General features: G+C 57.9%; 10 protein-coding genes. 6 read left to right on the forward strand and 4 right to left on the reverse strand.

Features of this window, described 5'->3' with window-relative positions; all coding sequences use genetic code 11:
* The first annotated feature begins 34 nt into the window (after positions 1-34).
* The 6 genes from AC0V60_RS00405 (at position 35) to AC0V60_RS00430 (ending at position 8,241) form a co-directional block, all read left to right on the forward strand.
* Entirely contained in the window at positions 35-1,267 is a 1,233-nt protein-coding gene (locus tag AC0V60_RS00405; RefSeq protein WP_486176586.1) for an MFS transporter, read from the forward strand.
* Complete coding sequence (locus AC0V60_RS00410; RefSeq protein ID WP_486176587.1) at positions 1,264-2,982, forward strand: FAD-dependent oxidoreductase; 1,719 nt, start codon at positions 1,264-1,266, stop codon at positions 2,980-2,982. Before AC0V60_RS00405 ends, AC0V60_RS00410 begins: the two co-directional genes overlap by 4 nt.
* Positions 2,983-3,402: 420 nt before the next feature.
* Positions 3,403-5,580 (forward strand): beta-glucosidase, encoded by a 2,178-nt coding sequence (locus AC0V60_RS00415; RefSeq protein WP_486176588.1) that lies wholly within the window; start codon positions 3,403-3,405, stop codon positions 5,578-5,580.
* Entirely contained in the window at positions 5,577-6,143 is a 567-nt protein-coding gene (locus AC0V60_RS00420; protein WP_486176589.1) for an NAD(P)H-binding protein, read from the forward strand. Before AC0V60_RS00415 ends, AC0V60_RS00420 begins: the two co-directional genes overlap by 4 nt.
* 35 nt (positions 6,144-6,178) lie before the next feature.
* Positions 6,179-6,535, forward strand: a complete 357-nt coding sequence (locus AC0V60_RS00425; protein ID WP_486176590.1) for a hypothetical protein — start codon at positions 6,179-6,181, stop codon at positions 6,533-6,535.
* Positions 6,532-8,241 (forward strand): solute:sodium symporter family transporter, encoded by a 1,710-nt coding sequence (locus AC0V60_RS00430; RefSeq protein WP_486176591.1) that lies wholly within the window; start codon positions 6,532-6,534, stop codon positions 8,239-8,241. Before AC0V60_RS00425 ends, AC0V60_RS00430 begins: the two co-directional genes overlap by 4 nt.
* A gap of 125 nt (positions 8,242-8,366) precedes the next feature.
* Here the strand turns inward: AC0V60_RS00430 and AC0V60_RS00435 are convergent, their stop codons facing one another.
* From AC0V60_RS00435 to AC0V60_RS00450, 4 genes are read right to left on the reverse strand one after another with little or no spacing between them, the layout of a single operon-like run.
* Entirely contained in the window at positions 8,367-9,290 is a 924-nt protein-coding gene (locus AC0V60_RS00435; protein ID WP_486176592.1) for a TauD/TfdA family dioxygenase, read from the reverse strand.
* Positions 9,283-10,239 carry an aldo/keto reductase gene (locus AC0V60_RS00440; protein ID WP_486176593.1) on the reverse strand — a complete coding sequence of 319 codons (957 nt, stop codon included), beginning with the start codon at positions 10,237-10,239 and terminating at the stop codon, positions 9,283-9,285. Before AC0V60_RS00440 ends, AC0V60_RS00435 begins: the two co-directional genes overlap by 8 nt.
* A 3-nt stretch (positions 10,240-10,242) precedes the next feature.
* Complete coding sequence (locus AC0V60_RS00445; RefSeq protein WP_486176594.1) at positions 10,243-11,316, reverse strand: Gfo/Idh/MocA family protein; 1,074 nt, start codon at positions 11,314-11,316, stop codon at positions 10,243-10,245.
* Between the two features lie 22 nt (positions 11,317-11,338).
* A complete protein-coding gene (locus tag AC0V60_RS00450; RefSeq protein ID WP_486176595.1) occupies positions 11,339-13,279 on the reverse strand; it encodes a beta-galactosidase in 1,941 nt (646 codons plus the stop codon).
* Positions 13,280-13,388 lie beyond the last annotated feature (109 nt).

Below are 13,388 nucleotides of genomic sequence, written 5' to 3' on the forward strand. Positions count from 1 at the left end.
GTGCATTATCCAGCCGACCGGGGGCGTTCATGCCATGAATGAGTTTTCTCTAGGCTGGAAGATTGTGCTGACCGCAATGCTCGGCGTTGCCTTTAGCGGGTCGAACATCTTGCTTTACACTATAGGAGCCATCGCGCCCGAATTGTCAAACGAATTTGGCTGGTCGCATGGGTCGATCCAACTGGGTTCTCTGGTTTCGATTGGGACCGTGGTGCTGAGCCTGCCGGTTGTGGGTTATCTGTCCGACAAATTTGGCGTCCGGCTTATCACTATAAGCGCGCTGATCTTGTCGTCCGTGTTCATCGCGCTGCACGCTTTAATCCCGAACAACATCATCATTTTCTACATCTTGGCGGCCTTCACTGCCGTTTCTTACGTTGGCGCTCTGCCGCTGACATGGACGAAAATGGTGACCTCGTGGTTTGATAAACGCCTTGGCCTTGCCTTGGGTTTAACGCTGCTTGGCACCGGACTTGGCGGCGCTTTATTGAAACCCATTACCGCTGGATTGATCTCAGAATTTGGCTGGCGCGGTGCCTATGTGGGGCTTGCCGCTCTTCCGCTCATCCTTGTGCTGCCGCTGGTGTTGATGTGGTTTCGGGAGCCGGAAAACGTCACTTCCGCGTCTGATGCACAGGCCGAAAACCAAACGCCCGGTGCGGTCAGTATACCCTTTGAAAAGGCGCTCAAAGACTGGCGGTTCTGGGCGATTGCTATTGCCTATATGCCGATCGGTTTCGCGGTCGCGGGTCTCATCACCAATATGGAAGTCATCTTGGCGAGCGGCGGCGCAGATGCGGGCGCGGTAGTCACCGCCGCGACTGCCTTTGGGGTGTCGGTAGTCATTGGCCGCATCATCGGCGGCTATCTGCTGGACAAGTTCAATCCGGGGATCGTTGGATTGGTGCTGATCATGTCATTGTCCATCGGGCTTTGGATGTTGTCGGTTGAAGGTTTGAGCACTCCGATGATCATCTTTGCGATTGCGCTGGCGGGATTTGGCACCGGGGTGGAGTTTGATGTTCTATCCTATGTCATCAACCGCATTTTCGGCTGGGAACACTACGCCAAGATATTCGGCGCGATCATGGTGATCCTCTATATCGGGGGAGCGTTTGGGCCGATGCTGTTTGGCGCATCTTTCGATGCATACGGTCACTTTGCGCCTGTCCTTATCCCGGCCGCAATCGGGATATTTGTGGCATCGGTATTGATCGGTTCACTGTCCGGCAGCCTTAAGAAACAGCCTGAGCCGGTCGCAGAATGACAAACGGTCCAGCCATCAATTCGGTGTCTTCGGACATGGAGGTCGATGTGGCTGTCATCGGTTCCGGGGCCGCTGGATTTTCCGCCGCGCTTACCGCAGCGGCCGAAGGGCTCGACGTCGTTATCATCGAGAAGACCAAGGCCTTTGGCGGCACCACCGCGATTTCAGGCGGCGCGATCTGGATACCGGGAAGCAGCCATGCAAAACAGATGGGCGCTGAAGATAGCCGTGAAAAAGTGACCACCTATCTGAAGGAACTGCTCGGCAATCATTATGCGGGCGATTTGATAGAAACCTATCTGGATGCCGCCGCCGAAGCGGTCGATTACCTTGAGGCGCACACGCATCTGCGCTTTATCCCGCGCGAGCATTCACCCGACTATCATTCCGATCTGGAAGGTTCGGTAATGGGCGGGCGCACAATGGACACGGCGCACTTCAATGGCCGCAGATTGGGCAAGAACTTTACCGATATCCGCTCGCCCTTGCCGCAGTTTATGGCCTTTGGCGGGTTGATGGTCACTTTGGATGACGTGGCCAATATGAAGAAGGTCAAGACTTCGGCGAAAGCCTTCGTCAAACTCGCAGCACTTGGCGCGCGGTTTGCGTTTGATAAGCTCAGCTACCCGCGCGGCACCCGGCTTGTGTACGGAAACGCAATGGTTGCCGCGATGTACAAGTCTGCGCTGGACGCGGGTATCCCAATGTTTCGCGGCACGCAGGCCAAGGGGCTGATCAGAGACGGCGATCAAATAACCGGTGTGACCGCCGCGACCGCTGACGGCGAATATCAGATCATTGCAAGACGCGGCGTGGTGCTGGCAACCGGAGGCGCTTCGCATAGTGAAGAATGGCGGCGCGCAAACCTTCCAACGTCTGATGCCCATTTCAGCATGGCTCCTCGTACCAACACTGGCGATGGTCTGGAACTCGGCAAACAGGCGAATGGAAGGGTGGCCAATAGCAACGCCAGAAACGCCTTCTTTGCGCCTGTGTCGAAGCTCCAAGTGGGCAAAGACAAGTTCATCCAATTCCCGCACCTTATGGGCGACAGGCAAATGCCCGGCTCGGTTGCGGTGGGCAGCGATGGCAAAAGGTTCGTCAACGAGGCCGAAAGCTACCATGTCTTCGCCTCTGCTATGGTTGAAGCCAATGAAGACGGCTCGCACGCTCCGGTACATCTCATTTGCGACAGCGTGTTCTTAGCCAAATATGGCCTCGGAATGGCGCGTGTCGGCACCAAGGCTTACGATCAACTCATCAAGGCGGGATATTTGATCCAAGCCGAGAGCGTTGATGAACTGGCGTCGAAGATCGGCGTTCCGCAAGGCGCCCTCGCGCAAACAATCGCGTCCGCCAATGAATTTGCAGAGACCGGCGTTGATACGCAGTTCGGCAAAGGCAGCACCGCCTATAACCGGTATCTGGGCGATGTGTCGCATTCTCCCAACCCGTGTCTTGGGCCGATCAAAGAGGCACCGTTTTTTGCTATCCAATTGTGGCCGGGCGATATCGGATCGGCCGCCGGATTGGTGTGTGACGGCAATGCGCGGGTTCTGGACGCTGACGGCCAGCCAATCGAAGGCCTTTATGCCTGCGGCAACGATATGAATTCGATCTGGTCCGGCTTTTATCCCGGCGGCGGGATCACCATCGGACCGGGCCTAACCTTTGGCTATCTGGCGGCGAGACATATGGCCGCAAAAGGGCTATGAGTTTTCCATGATGCTCCGGAAAAACCTGGCATAAAGCTCGCCCAGTCCCGGACTCAATGAGCCGGGCCTAAGATCTTTGAGCCGCGCCACAACCCTGGATTTGAACGTCCATTCTCCAGACGTCTCGCGGACAATCTCATCTGTATACAGCCCGCTGCCTCTAATTCCCCAACCGCGATCTGCGTTCAGTTCCAAAACCAACACTTGCGATTTTGATGTATCGTTTGCGTGCAGGCATAATGAACTCTCAGCCGTGCAAATTGGATAGGAGGGATGTTCTGTCTCAATGATTTCAAATGTGTTTCCCTCTGATCAAAAGCAGGGAAAGGGTCAGGGAAAGGCCGGCCTCAGGCTTGCATTTAGCTCCCGGCACAGCGACACCGTTCGTTGACACTCAGACATCTGAAGGAATGTGGCCCGGTGCAGAACACCCCCGATATTGATGCAATCATCGCGCAAGCCTCGACGCAAGAGAAAGTGCGCATGCTCTCTGGCGATATCGAGTTTTGGGATGGGATGCGCCAGCTCACGCAGGAGGATTATTACCATCGTCATGCCTTTCCCGTGGCAGCGAATGAGCGGCTTGGTGTGCCGGGCCTCAAGTTCATCGACGGACCGCGCGGTGTCGTGGTGTTTGGCGGGGCAACCATGTTCCCCGTCACAATGGCGCGCGGGGCGACATGGAACCCGCAGCTTGAGGCGCAAATTGGCGATGCGCTGGGCAAGGAGTTGCGGCTTTTGGGAGGCAATCTCACAGGCGCTGTGTGCATCAATCTTCTGCGCCATCCTGCATGGGGCAGAGCGCAGGAAACTTACGGCGAGGACACCCATCATATGGGGGCCATGGGCGCTGCATTGACACAGGGGATACAGCGTCACGCGATTGCCTGCGTGAAACACTATGCCCTCAATTCCATGGAGAATGCGCGGTTTCAGGTGGACGTGAAAATCGACGACCGCACACTTCATGAGATTTATCTGCCGCATTTCAAAGCTTGCTTGGATGCAGGGGCGCAAAGCTTTATGAGCGCCTATAACTCGGTTAATGGTGAGTGGGCTGGGCAGAACAAAGTGCTGCTCAATGACATTTTGCGCGGACGCTGGGGCTTTGAAGGCTTCGTCATCACCGATTTCATTTTCGGCGTGCGCGATGGGGAAAGGGCCATTCATGCAGGGCTTGATCTGGAAATGCCGTTTCCGATGGTCTGGGGTAAATTCCTTGAGGCTTCGGTAAGCGCTGGGCACGTTGATGAAGCGCTTTTGGACCGGGCCTTAAAGCGGGCCATTACGCCGCAATTCGAACTGCCACCGATTGAGGAATATGACCGCGCTGACCTTGGGTGCGACGCTCATAAAGCGCTCGCCCGCGAAGCTGCGGTGCAGTCGATCACTCTCCTCAAAAATGGGGGCGATATTTTGCCCCTGCGGCCTGAGGCGAACGTCGTGATGCTGGGCGATCTTGCCGCCAAACCGACATTGGGCGACCGCGGATCGTCCGATGGCCGCCCTGATCATGCGGTGCATCCGCTTGAAGGGATGGAGGCGGCGAGCAAGGGCAACGTCGCTCATTTTGATACTCTCGAAAGCGAGGCAGCCCAGCAAAAGGTGCGCGATGCCGACGCGGTTCTTGTCCTTGCTGGCAACACCTACCGGGAAGAAGGTGAGTACATCGCGCCGCTTTCCAACCTTGCGACTTTGTCCGAAAATTTCCCGCCGCCGCCGGGGCTTCATTGGCTTTTCGGCAAGCGCTTTATGCGTCCTATCTGGACCAGGATCGTCAAGGGAATGCTGGGTTATGCCTCGCGGCGCCAACGCAAAGCCTTTGATACTGAGCAAGGCTCTTTCGGGCGGGGAGGGGACCGGGACAGCCTTCGACTTAAACCTGAGCATGCCGATCTGATCCGCGAGGCGGCGGCGCTCAACCCCAATGTGGTGGCTGTCCTCATCGGCGGCAGCGCTATTGTAATGGAGGAGTGGAAGGACGCGGCCAAAGGGATCATGATGCTGTGGTATCCGGGCCAGGAGGGCGGGCACGCTCTGGCTGATATCGTCTACGGCGTGCGCGCACCTTCCGGGCGGCTGCCCTTTTCCGTTCCGACGAACGAGGCGCATCTGCCGTTTTTCGACAAGGATGCGACTTCGATCACGTATGATCTGTGGCATGGCTACCGAAAATTGCTCCGCGAGGGGCGCGCCGCGGCGTTTCCATTTGGCTTTGGGCTTTCCTACACCCGGTTTGCGATTGGAAGCATCAGCTCAGACAAAACCGACTACCTGCCGGGCGAGACAGCAAGGCTCACTGCCGAAGTCGCTAACACGGGCGAGCGGGAAGGCGATTGTGTTGTCCAGATTTATGTCTCGGCCAAGTCCTCCCGGGTCGAACGATCGCCGCGCGAACTCAAAGCCTTTGCGAAAATCGCGCTCGCCGCAGGAGAAAAGCGCCGAATCGAAATTAGCCTTCCCATCGAAAAACTGAGCTTTTTCGACACTGAGATAGATGATTTCCGGGTGGAACCGGGGGCCTACACGATCACAGCGGCTCAGCATGTTGAAGATGAAGGACAAGACGTCGCAATAGCAGTTGGCAGTGCTGAGTGACCGCGCGCGCCGCTGATCGAGTGCGCAAACGCATTTTGGTTGCCGGGGCAAGCGGCACTATTGGCCGCGCTGTTGTGAGGGAATGCCTTGCCCGAAACTATCAGGTGACGGCGTTGGTGCGAGGGGAAGGTGCAGCCGGGCTTCCAGAGCTCAAGGGCGCGCAGATTTGTGTCACCGACCTATCCGATCCCGGCAGCGCCGCCTCCGCGATTGAAAACGCTAGGCCACACACGGTGATCTCCTGCATCGCCTCGCGTAGCGGCTCTCCCACAGATGCGAAAGCCGTTGATCTTGAAGCCAATCTTCACCTTCTTTCAGGCGCACAAAATGTGGAGGCGGAGCATTTCGTCCTCCTCTCTGCGATCTGTGTGCAAAAGCCAAAGCTCGCGTTTCAACATGCGAAATTGGCGTTTGAGAGTGCTTTGATCGAAGCCCCCATCGCTTATACGATTGTGCGGCCGACAGCCTTCTTCAAATCTCTGTCGGGACAGGTGGAGCGGGTGCGTTCGGGCAAACCTTTTTTCTGTTTGGCGACGGCGAACTCACCGCATGCAAGCCGATAAGCGATGCGGATTTGGCGCGCTTTATCGCGGACTGCGTGGATGACCCCGCGAGGCGCGGGCAAATCCTTCCTATCGGCGGGCCTGGGCCTGCGATTACGCTTAAGCGGCAAGGTGAAATCCTGTTTGAAGCAGCAGGATTAAAGCCAAAATTCCGCTCCGTTCCTTCCGGTCTTTTCAGCCTGTTTTCTTGGCTCTTCTCGCTTGGGGCATGGGCATCGGACTGGCTTGCCGAAAAGGCGGAGTATGCCCGGATCGCGCGGTACTACGCGACAGAGAGCATGCTTGTCTGGGACGGCGAGGCGGGGCGATATGACGCCGATGCGACGCCGGAATTTGGGAACGACACTTTGGCTGATCACTATCGCGCGCTGCTAGCGGAAGATGCAGAATGAGCGGTGGTAATCTCATTTACACCTTCGCAAGCTGCGTGATCTTCATGGCGCTCGTCGGCTGGATCAGCTGGCTGAAAACGCGCGGGACTGCGGACACAAAGGATGGCTATTTCCTTGCAGGGCGCGGGCTCGGTGCGACCTTCATCGCCGGCTCGCTGCTGCTCACCAATCTGTCGGCTGAACAGCTCATCGGGCTCAATGGCTCTGCCTACGGCTTCAATATGTCGAGCATGGGCTGGGAGGTGACAGCGGCAGTAGCGACTATCGCAATGGCGCTGGTGTTCCTGCCCAAATACTTGGCCGGAGCCTTCACCACTCTGCCGCAATTCCTGAACGATAGGTTTGATCCCACTGTCCGGCGCATGTCGGTGCTATTGTTCATGCTGGGATACGGCCTCGTGACGATCCCGAGCGTGCTCTATTCGGGCAGCCTTGCGGTGATTGCCTTCTTCGATGTGCCGGCGCTGACGGGTCTTGGCGATTTTGAGGCGCTGGTGATGATGGTCATTGTCATCGGGGTAATCGGCTCTGTTTATGCGGTTTTTGGCGGGCTTCGCGCGGTGGCAGTGTCGGATACGCTCAACGGGGCGGGATTGCTCATCATCGGCATATTGGTGCCGGTGTTTGGGCTGATCGCGCTGGGCGGCGGCGATTTTGGCGCAGGTCTCTCCACCTTGGGAAGCGAGCACATCGAAAAGCTGAACGCGATCGGCGGACCGGACGATCCCACACCCTTTGGCACGATCTTCACCGGCATGGTGTTCGCGAACCTGTTTTACTGGTGCACCAATCAATATGTGATCCAGCGCACGCTTGGCGCGAAGTCATTGGCAGAGGGGCAAAAGGGGGTGCTTCTCTCCGGCTTTTTCAAGATCATGGTGCCCTTCATGATGATGATCCCCGGCGTGATCGCGTTCCACATGTATGGGCCGGGGTTGGGCGGCATTGATGAGGCCTATCCGCGCCTTATCCGCGATGTCCTGCCGCTTTGGATGAGCGGGTTCTTCCTGGCCGTCTTGTTGGGTGCGGTGCTCAGTTCGTTTAACTCGCTGCTCAATTCAGCCGCGACCTTGTTTGCGCTGGATATCTATGGGCCCGCCAAAGGTGATCAGGTTACCGATGAGCAGCTTGTACGCGTGGCCAAGATCGCGAGCGTGGTGATCGCATTGTTCTCCTTCGCGGTCGCGCCTTACCTTTCGCAGGCACCCGAAGGGCTGTTCCAGCTGATCCGCAAGTTCACTGGCTTTTACAACATCCCAACGATTGTAATCGTTATGGTGGGCCTGTTCACGGCCCGCGTTCCGGCATTGGGCGCGAAGATCGTGATTGTCTTCCACATCACGGCCTATGCGCTCCTCACATTCGTCTTCAACGAAGAAGTGACGCTCCACTTCATCCACCAATACGCGGTGCTATTTTTGATCGAAGTGGGCATCATGCTGGTCTGCGGAGCGCTCGCCCCGCGCAAGAAGGCTTGGGCGTTCACCCGCAATGAGAAAGTGGACATGACGCCGTGGATCTATGCAAGGCCGCTGGCGGTGACGCTGTTTAGCTGCGTTGTGGCGACCTATCTGCTGTTCTCACCTGTGGGCGCGGCGAGCGAGAGCGGGCCGGGCGGGCTCTTTGGGGTGCTGATCGGTGCGCTCGTTCTACTCAACGTCGCCTTTTGGACGTGGTCTGCTCGCCGCACTCCCTCGTCATCCTGAACGTGTTTCAGGGTTCAACTCTGCGCCGGCTCAGTTTGCGAGTGGCTTCGCAAGGGTCGCAAGAATAACGAAACAACCGCACCAAGCCGGCGAATGGATGCTGAAACAAGTTCAGTATGATGGGATTAGGCAATGAGCGAGGCGAGCACTCGGCGCTTGCCCTCAAACGGACGGCGGCCATGCATGACCGCGAAATTGTCGATCAATGCGACGTCGCCCGCCTTCCATGCGAGGTCATGGGTAAACTCATCCGCCAACGCAATTGCGGGCGCCATGTCCTCAGATGTGATCGCCTCGCCGCCACCAAAGGTGATCGCTTTGTTCGGATCATTGCGGCTGTCAGCCCAGCCCCTGAAGGCGGCGATGAGCTGGTTGAAGAACGTCTTGCGCCCAACGGAAAGAGTGCGCACAGCAGGCAGAGCTGCGGTGGTCACGCGCAGTGAGCCATCTGGGAGCCACTCCCAAGAGTAGCCCAACTCTTGCAACCGCGCTTCTGCCGCAGCCTCATCGGCGACACTCAAGGTCGAGCGCCAAGAGCGCCCCTGACCAGAACCCGCATCGTCAGACCCCGGCATCACATTGGTGTAACGCACGCCTTCCGCCCCGAGCCTTGCGACGAAGGCAGGCGATTGCTCTTGGAGCCGCTCCAGCACCCAATCCGAACGGCACAGCGGCGTCGCGCCTCCAATGCCTGGAGCGATCTCGCAGTAGAAGAACAGCTTTGCCGGATAGAGCGGGGTCTGCGCCATCTCGTGGTGGAGGAAAATCTCGGTCGAAGGAGGCGCTTCATTGGCGGTGAAGACCCTTGGGGTCACGTTTGTGCGGACCGCATTCGAAAGCGAGTCCTCATAAGTGAACCCCGCCTCGCCATAGCCTTCGATCGCCGCGTCAAAAGCAAGCGGATTGGGCACATCAAAGCCGCGAAACAGGAGCGCGCCAGCATCCGTCAAAGCGGCATCAACCGCGCTTTTGTTTGCGCTCAGGAAAGCGGCAAGATCGCCGCCGCCAGGGATTACGCCGGGAAATTCTGACATTTGCGCCTCAGTCATAAATCGGGTGGAACCTCCCGAACGCGGCTTCGGCAAAGGCACCGGGATCGTTGAACCGGCGGTCTTGGTTGAGCGCGTTGATCGCTGCCATCTCAACCGCTGACAGCTCGAAGTCCTCGATGGCCAAATTCTCCCGCATCCGCTCTGGCTTAGTGGTCTTCGGAATGATCGAAGTGCCCCGCTGAACGCCCCATTTGAGGAGCACTTGAGCAGGGGTTTTGTCGTGGGCTTGGGCCGCCACCATGACGGGCGCTGTGCCCAAAAGGCTGTCTTGCGCCTCGGCCATATTGAGCTCGAAGTAACTCTGCGCGCCAAGCGGAGAGAAAGCGGTCACCTCAATGCCGTACCCACGCGCGCAGCGGATGAGCTTTTCTTGGGTGAGGTAGGGGTGGCTCTCGATTTGCAGATGGCTCGGCTTCACACTCGCATAAGTCATCAGATCGTGGATCAGCGCGGAATTGTAATTGCACACACCAATGCGGTTGGTGCGGCCTTTCTCGACCAGCGCCTCCATCGCATGCCACGTCTGATAGAGCGGCACTTTCGCAGGGCGCATTTCAGGCTCATCAGCTTCGGGGTTGAACAGCCAGTCGGGCGGATAGCGCTCTTCAATCGGCACATATTCCAGCGCGATGGGGAAGTGGATCAGATAAAGGTCGAAACATTCGATTTGCAGGTCAAAAAGCGACTTTCGCGCAGCCTCTTCGACATGTTCGGGCGCGTGGAAGGTGTTCCATAGCTTGGAGGTGATCCACAGCTCCTCGCGCGTCACAAGCCCTTCAGCGATAGCGCGTGCAAACCCCTCTCCGCTCTCCGCTTCATTGCCGTAATCAGCGGCGCTGTCGAAATGGCGATATCCTGCGCGGATCGCTTCGACGACGGCGTTGGCAGTGTCTTCTTTGGGTATCTTCCAGAGGCCGAAACCAACGGGGGGCATGGTGCTGAGCATGGGTTAGTCCTCGTATGTGATATCGACCGGTTGACCCGTAGCGATGCTTTCCTGAGCCGCCGCTCCAATGACGACCGAGCGGTAGCCATCGCGGGCTGTGATAAGGGGCGGGGTAGCGTTCACCAAAGCCTCGTGAAAGCGGTGTTGTTGGTAGTAGGTCGCGCCGTGGTGATCGCCTGCGGCCAAAGCTTCGGGCGGGACACCAATGTGCTCTTCAAACGGCCCTGATTTGTCGCGCGGTGCCCATGTGACGAAGCCGCCGGGCAGTTTGACTTCGAGCTTACCTTTGGTGCCAACGGCGCTGATCTCTTCCTGGCTTGGCGAGCCTTCGGCGAACATGCACAGGTCGAGCACAGCGCGCGCACCGCCTGCAAAGTCGAGTAAGACAAACGCGTTGTCGATAATGTCCGGTGTCTCGCCGTCATAGCGCTCATCCAGATGGTTCACATCTGCCGCGCCGCTGGCAAAGACACGCACCGGTTCATCGCGCAGGATATGGCGCATCAGATCGAAGAAGTGGCAACATTTCTCCACCAGAGTGCCGCCGGTGTTGCGGTTGAAGCGGTTCCAGTCGCCGACCTTTACCAGGAAGGGGAAACGATGCTCGCGGATGGCCAGCATCTTAATTTCGCCAGCATCGCCGGAATGCACCCGTTCGATGAACTTGGTGACCGGCGGCATATAGCGATATTCGAGGCCCACCCAGAAGAGATTATCATACTCGCGCGCCGCCTTCGCCAAGTCCAAGGCGTCGGCGGGATCGGTGCACATGGGCTTTTCGAGAAGGACTGCGCAGCCTGTTTCCATCACGGGCTTCACCACATCGTAGTGGGTGAAATTGGGCGAGGCGATGATAACCGCATCGGGCTTGGAGGCAGCGAGCATTTCACCTGCATCGGTGTACATCTCAGGGCTCTGCCCAAGCTGCGCCGCTTTCGCCGTGGCCTCCATACGCGAGCCGCTGTCTGGTTCGGCAATCGCGGCAAGCTCAGCGCCCGGCACCAGCGCCAAGTTCGCCATATGCTCACGGCCCATCATGCCGCAGCCGATGATCGCGTACCTACGTCTCTCACTCATGGGATCAGCCTCTGGGACGCGATCATGCAATTGTCCAGATTGACGTTGCGGCAGGTTCCATTTGAACAAAGCCTACCACAGGTTCGCCAAGGCCAAGTGCGCTCAAATCCGCGGCGTGCGCGTTGTAGTTGAAGGCGAAGAGATGAGAGGCGCTGCGGCGCACCCGGACACCTTCAGGCAGGTCCATCAAGTCGAGGTCCGCCTCTCCCGCAATCCGCTCCACCAAGAGGTCCAAAAGCGAGCGGTCTGGCCATGCGGCGCAGTAGCGCAGATTGCCTTTCGCAAAGACCACTCCGGTGCCGTCATCGAGGGTCAACTCAGGGCTTTGCTGAGTAAGTACATCCTCAAGCCAGCGACTTGCGGAAAATCCATTTCCTACAAGTGAAACATTATTGCGCAAGGATTCGACCCGGGTCACTTTGAGCCCGAGAATATTCTCAAGCGCGCCCGGTGCGAGATTTTCCGGAATGGTGAGGCTCTCGCTTTTGCTCCCCGAACGCGGACCGATCAGCACGGGGCAGGTTAGCGCGGCGAGCTTATCTGCAAAGCCATCCGGCACGATTGGCAAGCTCGGGATGAACACTGCACTGTAGCCATCGAGCGCCGCATCCACCGGCACAATATCGACGTCCAGCCCGCGCCGTCTCAGAGCCGAATACCATTCATAGACAAGCTCCAAATAGCGGAAGCTTTTGCCTTGCGGCTGGATGCCGCACACCCATGCAGCTTCGTAGGAGAATACGATTGCGACCTTAGCCTTGGCGATCTGCTGCGAACCGATCTGTGCAATCACATCGCGCACCTGCCTTGCTTCATCGGCGGCGGGCGCATCAACGCTATCGGGGCGCAGCAACCCTGCGTGCATTTGCTCCTGCGCAAAAGGAGCCTGACGCCAGCGGAAGTAGCTCACGAATTCGGCACCATGCGCCATCGCCTCCAGCGTCCATAGCGCGACCATTCCATCAAGCGGTGCAGGATTAAACCGCGCCCAGTTCACCGGACCCGGCTGCTGCTCAATGATACCCCAGCGCCCATCCGAACACCCGCGATAAAGGTCGTGGTGGAAGGCCGCGATATCCGGGTGCCCTTGGCGAAAAAAAGCGCCTTTCTCTTCTTCAGAGAACCAGAACTGCTCCAAAAACCCAAGCGGATAGCTGTCCCACGTTGCCACATCCAAATCGCGTCCAACATCGTGGTGATCGAACTCGGTAAAGAAGCCCATGAAGTTGTGCGTCACATCCCTGCGCTTCCCGTTTTTGGGCGACAACTCACGCAAAATCGCCACCTGCTCTGCGTTAAAGCTCACCACCTGATCAGAGGCGAAGCGGCGGTAATCGAGCCAGTGCGAAGGGTTCGCCTCAGTCACGGTCAAATGCGGCGGGTCGATCTCTGCAAATGAGCGATATTCCATCGACCAGAACACATTGCCCCATGCGGTATTGAGAGCGTCAATCGTGCCATACCGCGCCTCGCACCAGCGGCGAAAACCTTCCGCGGCGGCGTCCGAAAAACTCAGCACCGTGTCATGACAGCCGTATTCATTGTCGGTCTGCCACGCGGTGATGGCGGGGTGCTTACCATAGCGTTCAGCCACAGCGCGGGTGATCCGCCGCGATTGCTCACGATATCCCTGGTGTGAGAAACAATAATGCCGCCGCGAGCCGAACCCGCGCCCGCGACCTTGCTCATCAATCGCCACCATGTCTGGCATTTGATCAACCAGCCATTTGGGCGGCGTTGCGGTTGGCGTGCACAGCATGATGTTAAGGCCCGCATCTGCCAAGGTCTCAATCGCGCGGTCGAGCCAGCCCCAATCAAAACGGCCCGGTTCCGGTTCAATCCGGCTCCACGCGAATTCGCCAATGCGAACAAGGGTTAATCCCATTTCGCGCATGCGCCGCGCATCATTCGCCCACATTTCTTCGGGCCAATGTTCCGGGAAATAGCAGCAGCCAAGCTTCACAGCATATGTCTCCCAATTGATTGCCCGATTGGTTTGATTATGAAAGGGGCAGTCCGGCCCGCGTTATCGCCATTGGCAATTTGTGCAATGGGTTTAGCTTGACCTCTAT

Source organism: Erythrobacter sp. S259 (assembly GCF_057364965.1).